This is a genomic window from Shewanella sp. N2AIL, from assembly GCF_022690845.1.
Lineage (GTDB): Bacteria > Pseudomonadota > Gammaproteobacteria > Enterobacterales > Shewanellaceae > Shewanella > Shewanella baltica.
In genome coordinates, this window is sequence record NZ_JALBYT010000046.1 from 19,837 (window position 1) to 28,640 (window position 8,804).

An 8,804-nucleotide genomic window follows, 5' to 3' on the forward strand; every position below is an offset into this window, starting at 1 on the left:
TTATAAAAAGGCTTAGTGCTCTCTGAGCGCTGTGTCCTTAGCCCTTAAAATTGGATTTAAAATGTACTCAAGTATGGATCTTTGCCCCGTGATAACGTCAACCGAAGTTAACATTCCCGGGATAATTGGCATCTGTGTGCCATCGTTTTTGGTTAAACTGGATTCTGCAGTTCTGACTCGGATCAAATAATAGCTATTGCCCTCTTCATCTTGGGATGTGTCGGCACTGATATGTTCAACTGTCCCTTTAAGGCCGCCATAGCGAGTAAAGTCATAGGCGGTAATCTTTACCACTGCGGGTAATCCTGGGTGTAAGAAGGCGATATCTTTAGGCAAGATTTTGGTTTCAATCAGTAACTGATCTTCCGATGGCACTATTTCGATAATATCGACTCCAGGTTGCACAACGCCGCCTAGTGTATTGATGTGAGTGGTTTTAATGGTGCCATTGACTGGTGAAGTGATAATGGCTTTGCTGACTTTATCCTGTGCGCCCACTTGTGCTTCATTCATGCGAGACAGGCGGGTTTGGGTTTCATTAAGCTGTGCGCGTAGATCGGCGGCATAAACGAATACGGCTTCACGGCGTTTTAAGATGGCTTCATCCATCGCCGCTTTGACTTTCGGGCGCAGTAGGCGCATTGAATTCAATTCGCCTTGCAAATCGTTCACCGTGCGTTCGAGTTTGAGTAATTCAACTTCAGGCACGATACCTTTTTTAGCTAAAGGCCGAGTGAGTTCAAGCTCACGGGAGATCAGCTGCATACTGGTGGTTAACGTCGTTGTTTTAGACGCAAGATCATCAATTTCTTGTTGTCTTTGTTGAATTTGACGTACCAAGATCTCCAGCTGGTTACTTAAGTTATCTAAGCGTCCGTTGTATTCCTCTTGTTGTCTTTTAACTAAGGCCGGTTCCGCTGCAATAATATTCTCCGGGAATACCAATGCTTTTTTAGTAATGAGTACTTGCTCGCGCCAGTCGGAAGTCATGTCTGATATGAGGATACTGTCGAGTTCGGCGCGCATACGAATAGCATTGGTTTTTAAGCCAAAAACTTCTTGCTCTTGTTGAGCATAGTCGGAGCGGAAGCGAGTATCATCAATACGTACTAAAGGTTGCCCTTTAATCACCATTTCGCCTTCCTGAACGTAGAGTTCTTGCATTATGCCGCCATCTAAACTCTGGATGACTTGGACTTGTGATGAGGGGATGACTTTCCCCGTCCCAGTGGTGACCTTGTCTAATTTAGCAAAACCTGCCCACAGTAAAAAACACACAACCATAGCTGCAAGTGCCCATATGATTAACCTGTGTCCGCTGGGAGCGTCCGTCATCATGGCGCCGTAGACATCATCAACCATGTCTAAGTCATTTGCGGTTAAATTTTTACTCATCTTTTAGCTTCTCCATTCACGAGGCCAAAATTGAGTTTTTCTAACACTTCTGCCTTGGGACCATCGGCGACCACATGGCCGCGTTCGAGTACGATAATACGGTCAACAAGCTGCAGTAGATGCATCTTATGGGTAATAAGAATCAAGGTTCTGTCTTTGCTGACATTCTGCATTGAGCGAATAAATTGTTGTTCTGCGCGCGCATCCAAGCTGGCGGTGGGCTCATCCATCAATAGCACTGGAGGGTCATTGAGTGTGGCGCGGGCAAGGGCAACGGTTTGCCTTTGTCCGCGGCTGAGCGACATGCCGCCTTCACCGACCTGTTGATCTAACCCTTCTGCTTCTAGGTTGGTAAATTGGCTCACCCCAGAAAGTTGTACGGCACGGATTAGCTGATGTTCAGTGACTTGGCGTGTACCAAATAAAATATTGTCCCGAATCGAACCGTGGAAAAGGGTCACATCTTGGGGCAAATAACCAAAATTACGGCGTAAATCACTCGGATGGATCTGTGCTGAGTCTAAACCGTCATAACGCAGGCTTCCTGCTGTCGGTTGAAATAACCCAACCAATAACTTGGCAAGGGTACTTTTACCTGAGCCATTACGGCCGATAATTGCAATACGCTCGCCGGGATTTATGGTCAGTGACATTGGATGGAGTACTGGTTTTTCTGAACCAGGGTAAGCAAAGCCGACATGATCAGCATTGATTTTACCTATTAGTCTTTGTTTGCTAACCAAATGCCCTTTATTTTCAAACTCATCTTCTTGAGTCATGATTTCATTAAGTTGACGCAGTGCGCTGGCAGTGTGGTTTGCTCTGGTCATCAGGCCTGCAAGCTGCGCCATAGGTGAAATAGCACGGCTTGATAACATAACGGCTGCAATAATTCCGCCCATAGAGATTGCATTATCGGCCACGCGATAAACACCTAAAATGACGACGCAAACAACGGTAAATTGCACTGTGAAGTTAGCCACGTTCGAGACAGAGTTAGATAGCTTTTTTGACCTTAATTGCCAGTTGGCACTGTGGCCTATCATCTGTTGCCAGCTTTTTTGTACTATCCCTTCGGCACCATTGGCTTTGATTGACTCTAGCGCCGATAAACTCTCGATTAAATGCCCATGTTTCAGGCTTGAAAATTTATTGCCTTCTTCGATAGCGGCTTTGAGTTTAGGTTGGATATAAAGTGTAAAGCCAATAATGATGACGCCACCGATCACTGGAACAATGGCGAGATCGCCGGCAACGATGTAGATAATAATTAAGAAAAATACCGCAAAGGGCAGATCGACTAAAGTTGTGATCGTCGCCGAGGTTAAAATTTCACGTATGTTATCGAATTCGCCTAATTGTTTTGCCATACCGCCAATACTGGGGGAGCGTTTTTCTAAGGGGATACCAATCGCTTTTGCAAAGAGGCGAGAAGATACTATGATGTCTACTTTTTTACCTGCTACATCAATCAGGTAGCTTCTGAGTTGGCGCATGACAAGATCAAACAGATACGCAATAGAAGCACCAATCGCTAACACCCACAGGGACTCAAAGGCAAGGTTGGGCACGACTTTGTCATACACGTTCATAATAAATAACGGCGAGACTAAGGCGAACAAATTCACTAATACAGAAGCAATTAATGCATCACGATAAATGGGGGCAGAATCTTTTAAGGTTTGGACTAGCCAGTGGGTTTTATTATCATGTAGATAAACATCAAAGCCCATGTCACCACGGTATTCTTGTTTAACTAAGAATAAATATCCCACATATAAGGCTTCGAGCGACTCAATGGTTAGCGTCTCTTCACCACCTGTCTCGGGTAATTGAATAATCGCTTTATCTGACTCAACATCAAGTTCACGCAATATGCAGGCTTTCTTGTCTTTTAATAACAAAATACAGGGAAGCAATATCGGTGATACTTCGTTTAAGCCTTTTCGAGATAACTTCGCCGCTAGGCCGGCCCTCGACGCGGCCTGAGGTAATAAATCGGGTGTTAATACCGCACCTGACAAAGGTAAACCTGCCGCAAGCGAGTCGCATGAGCATGGGTTGCCAAAATGCTCAGTGAGTAACACTAAACAATCCAGCAGCGGATCCACTAAGACTCTTTGCGAGGCTGAAATGGTCCATTGGTCAATTTTTTCAGAAGCTGCAGCTGACACCTAATTACTTATCCTTTGGATTTTTATATGGTTATGGCAAGTATCGGTCATGATGGCCTATATTTCTATAGGCCATCTGAACTGATTTTATTTAAGGAATGATATTATGGTGTGGATTAGTGTCCAGTGGCGCAATTCCTTGTACAGGTTCTGGTGTGACTGGCTGAGTATCAACAATTAACGAACCATTTCCATTGGTACCAAGTAGACCGTTAATAATACCCGCATTATCAGTCGCACCATATTGGCTATAGAGGTCAACCCCATCAAGCACAATATGTTGATCAATAACTCCATCTTTATTTGCATCTATATCGATAACGGTAGAGCCATTATCTAATCTAAAGCTGAGATATTCATCTAATGTATTAGCCGTTTCTCCTTGGAGCAAATCACTCAGGTCGAGCTTATCTTCATTCACATTGAAGTCCACAATGTGGTCTGTGCCCTTATCGGCATCGGCATAGCGCCACACGAAGGTATCGGCACCGCCATCACCACGCAGAACGTCATTACCAAGGCCGCCAATCAGAGTATCGTTGCCAGCACCGCCAATCAAGGTATCGTTGCCTGTGCCGCCATAGAGAGTATCTTTGCCTGCTCCTCCATCTAAATAATCATTGCCACCTTGACCAAAGAGAATGTCGTTACCGGCACCACCAAATAAGATGTCTGCTTTATCGTTTGTTCCAGATTGGTCAAACTCGTCAGTATGTTCACTGATATACCTGTGCACCTGTGCATCACTGGCTTCGTTAATACCGAGTTTATCGGCAACGTAGGCTTTAATGGCTGCGTAACCTTGACCGCTAATACCGGCAAAGTGTATCGCGTCACCAAAGATGACATCGTCGCCAGCACCACCATCAAAACGATCTGAGCCTGGAATGGCGTTAACTTGGTCACCAAGAATGGCATCGGCTAGATCATCAGCATCTATATTCGTTTGAACATTACCATCAGTGTCATAAGGTAATAAGTCAGCCTCATTGATGTTTGAGCCCATGCCGATGGCTTGAACCGTAACTCCAAGGCCCGAGAGTAATGCAAAGCCAGCTTGGGAATTTGTAACTGTATCAGTGTTGGTGTCACTACCGTTACCAGACAAAGCATAGTACTGGTTGTTACCTTGGGCATCGGGGCGCATTGCTCCAACAGGGCTCCGGCTCACGCTGTAGAAGTCCTCTTCTACGCGGAACACATTACCATTTTCATCAATCACTACATGCCCGTTAACGGTATAGACTTGGCCGAATACGTAGCCAGTGCCGATGACTTGTGACAAGCTACGATCATTATTGTTCGGCCATGTGTCGTAGACCTTTGGGTTACCACCCGCATCAGCATTATAGTAGGTCGGTTTGCCGTCAGTTATAAAGAAAGCAAGATTAGTAGCCCCACTATTATTTTGGGCATCACCATTGGCGAACCAGTTGGCCGTGGTAGTGAATACATCCTCATAGTTGGTACCGCCGCCGCGGCTCATATCATCTAATGCTTCTTGAAGAATATTCAATGCATTGGGGTCACTAAGATCTACACTGATGCTGCCCTTAGCATGAGTATCAAAATCAACCAAGAAGATGTTCACTGTGCCGCTTTGTGGGCCACCGGCACTGTCTATGAGGGTTTCCAATACCTGGGCCAACTGCAATTTCATCGTCTCTAGCGTATCAGCGTTAATACTGCCTGAGCTATCGACCATAAAGGCAATATTGTAGTTTTGGCCTGGCAGAATAATACTGCCATCCAAGTCGCCAACCACAATATTGTGCTCATTACCAAAGTTAAGATTTTGATCGCCAGGCTCTCCTTCATGACCACTGAAGTAGCTAAGAATGACGCTATCTGCATCTGTTGCAGTATTGGTCAGGTCTGTACCTGACTCTCTTGATACTGCTTCGACAACGAGGTTGACTTGACCTGCATATTCACCAGGAACCCTTAATGTTAATCCTGTCAGATTGACATCTAAAGATGCACTGTTCCATACGCTGCCATGATTTAGAAGAATATTACCGTCTGCATCTGCAGTCCCCATTAAGGTACCGTTACTGCTGTAGAGTAAGGTGCCTTCGGGTAAACCACTGAGCTGAATGCTATCGATGCTTTCGCTACCGTCTCGATCCGCAAGTGACACATTAATTTCGATTGGATAGTCTACAGCTGTAGGCTGTTCTAATGTGAGTTCACCTGTGATTTGATTGATCGCGTATATGCCATCCTTGAATTGCACATACTCAACATTATGCAGGGCCTTAGTAACACCGATGCCATTTTCAGTTACAAAGAAGTTGAACCAACGATCATTGCTAGAGTAGCCTGCGCCTTTCTCTATTATGTAGTCGGCTCGGTTGCCAAGAAGTACGGCGATATCTGTTCCTGCATCACCGTAGAGCCCGTCATTACCTAGACCAGCAACAAGAACATCATTTCCCGTTCCGCCATAGAGAGAGTCACCTTGAACGGCATCACTGCCGACGAGTATGTCATCACCATCCATACCGTCGAGTAGATCACCGCCGCCATTTGCGCTGACAAGATGATCGTTCCCCCCAGTACCGAGCAACTGATCTTGTCCGGAAGTATTATCAATAGTGCGCGTACCAGTATTAAATGGTGCGGTAGTAAAATCGCCCGTACGGAATTGTTCGGTAGTGATACCTGAAGTCTTAAAGTTACTGTATAGCGGTATGCCATTATCAGTCAGAATAACGTTAACGACAGGCTTATCTGCTATAGGTAAGACAGTGATATCAAGTGCTGCAGTGGAACCAGTATTTGTTGTGTAGGTGACACTTGGCATTTCGCCAGCCCAGTTATCATTTGGAGTAAACTGGAATTCACCATTAGCTTGTATTAATAAGCTACCCACGGCCAAGGTAACGGTTTGCCCAGCGTTAAAACTGGTTTGCATACCGTTATACATGACTCTGAAGCTAGTGATGCTCAGATTGCCGAGTTGATCATTGGTAAGAACATTACCCGTTAGCTGCTGATCTTCGTCGATGGTATAACGATCGTCAGTCGCATCAATAACGGTAGCATTGTCCGTGCCTTCAGCTGATTCATTATTCGCACTATCAGTTTGAGTGGCGGTGACTGAGATTGCCTGACCTGCAGTCGGAGTAGGCTCTGTCCAAGTAATAACACCATTTGTATAGGTGTAACCTGTTGCTAGAGCACCATTACTAAATTTCAGTACGCCATTGTCAAGAATGAGGTCTACTGTACTGTTATTACCTGCATTATCGATTTCTAGATGTACACTGCCGCCAGAATTAAAGTCACTAGCATTAATTTTGACCTGTATTTGAACACCATTACTACCTATCTCAGTACTCGTCAAATACGCGTCATCATTTACATCATCGATGATGCGCACCTCAGGTGCAGAAGGTGGCGTTGTATCAACATAAACTTGTGGAATAACAGAGAAAGTACCATCTGTATGATCGCCGTCTCCATCAGTGGCTCTTACTTTGAAATCAATATCACCATCGCTAGGTTGTAACATCTCTTGATATTGATGGAAGTCCCATTGACCTGTACCTGGGGTAAACTCAAGTTTGAATACCAAGTGACCAGCAGCATCGACCCCAATCAGCGTATTTGCCGTTTGGGTTATGGTAATTGCACTGCCTGTTGCAGTGAATAAATTGGTTTCATCACTACCTTGTAATGTGAGCGAACCTTTACCATCTGCGCCCCAATCAGGGCTTACTGTTCCTGAAGCAAAGGCGATTGCTGGTGGAGTCGTTGTGCCTAAAAACTCAATAGCGGTAACAGTGAAGTCACTATTATCACCGCTACTTGGGCCTTGGCCATTATCAAGGGCTTTGATGACCATAGTGTCAAAACCGCCTTGTAAGGCTTGGAAGTTGGCGGCATAGTCGCCACTGCTGGCATCTGAGCTAAATGTTTGAGTTGCGATAAGTTGGCCATCTCGCCAAAACTCGACGACACCGACTTCTAGTTCGCCACCAAACATGTGGGAGAACTGGATATTTACGCCGTAGGCAATAGTTCCTGGATCGAGAGTAATGATGATTTCTTCAGATGCAGAACTTCCATCTGCAAATTTACGGAAATCGACTTCATTCGCGAGATTATGATAAGGGGCGCCAGCACTACTTACACCTATCCCGCTACCGCTACCAAAGATTTCGGCATCAATTAAATTTGAGTCAGTTGATGAAGTGAATCCTCTTGCACTGATAGTAAATCCATTAAAATCTAATGAACTATTATTACCGCTGTAACCTGTGAGTGAGAATAAGCCCACCAATGAATCAGGAATGCTTGTTGTTGTGGTTTGCACGGCTGCAATTGGTGATATGACTGGAGCATCATCTTCAATGGTGACATTGAAACTTCCAGTTGATGTACCACCATGGCCATCATTAACATTGATACCGATATTGACTGACAAGGTGTCTTCAGTCTCAGTATCTGGATGATCGACAGGACCTTTTAGCGTGACATCATAGGTCCAATTTCCTGAACTACCAGTAACTGGTGGCGTCAGTGTTGCAGTCATAATTTCGGTATATGAAGCCTCACCTGCAGTACCAATATAACCCGTTAAAATTTGCGTGACAGGATCCCAACTCCATTGAATTGCTTGGCCACCAGATAATAATCCTGTAGGTCCAGACAGTGACACAGTTAAAGAATCACTATCAATATCATTGATATTTATTGTGCCGCTAGCCGAAACATCATCTGTAGTATCAGAATTACCAATAACATCAATTATACCGTTAAGTAGCCCCTCTTCAGATACCGTAGCATTTGATGCAGAATTAATCACAGGCACATCGTTGGTACCGGTAATGGTGATGGTGACCGTGTGCTCAGTGCCGTCTTGGCTCAACACCACAAAGGTTTCGACCTTGGTTTCGCCTTCAGCCAGATATTGCACGTCGGCGTTATCGACGTTGTAAGTCCAGTTGCCCGCCGCATCGATAGTCAGGCTGCCGAGCGCGCCAACACTTGGAGTGCCGTTGCCCGCTTGGAATACCGCCTGGCCGCTGTCGGCATCGGTAATGGTTAAGGTGCCGCTGTCAGTCAGAACTGGATCGGTGGCATCTTCAGTGACCGCGCCGACATCGTCACCAGCAATCACAGGCACATCGTTGGTGCCGGTAATGGTGATGGTGACCGTGTGCTCAGTGCCGTCTTGGCTCAACACCACAAAGGTTTCGACCTTGGTTTCGCCTTCAGCCAGATATT

General features: G+C 45.4%; 3 protein-coding genes. All 3 read right to left on the reverse strand.

The genetic code is table 11. The features are described from left to right. Nucleotides 1–12 precede the first annotated feature (12 nt). Nucleotides 13–1,395 (reverse strand): HlyD family type I secretion periplasmic adaptor subunit, encoded by a 1,383-nt coding sequence (locus tag MO387_RS19615; protein WP_063884674.1) that lies wholly within the window; start codon nucleotides 1,393–1,395, stop codon nucleotides 13–15. Next, complete coding sequence (locus MO387_RS19620) at nucleotides 1,392–3,569, reverse strand: type I secretion system permease/ATPase (protein ID WP_107946339.1); 2,178 nt, start codon at nucleotides 3,567–3,569, stop codon at nucleotides 1,392–1,394. Before MO387_RS19620 ends, MO387_RS19615 begins: the two co-directional genes overlap by 4 nt. A gap of 91 nt (nucleotides 3,570–3,660) precedes the next feature. Then, the coding region (locus MO387_RS19625) for a VCBS domain-containing protein (RefSeq protein ID WP_242326465.1) at nucleotides 3,661–8,804 on the reverse strand (5,144 nt) is incomplete at its 5' end.

Bases quoted from the DNA above. Each gene is read 5' to 3' on its own strand.
- MO387_RS19615 (WP_063884674.1), bottom strand. From the start codon at position 1,395: ATGAGTAAAAATTTAACCGCAAATGACTTAGACATGGTTGATGATGTC.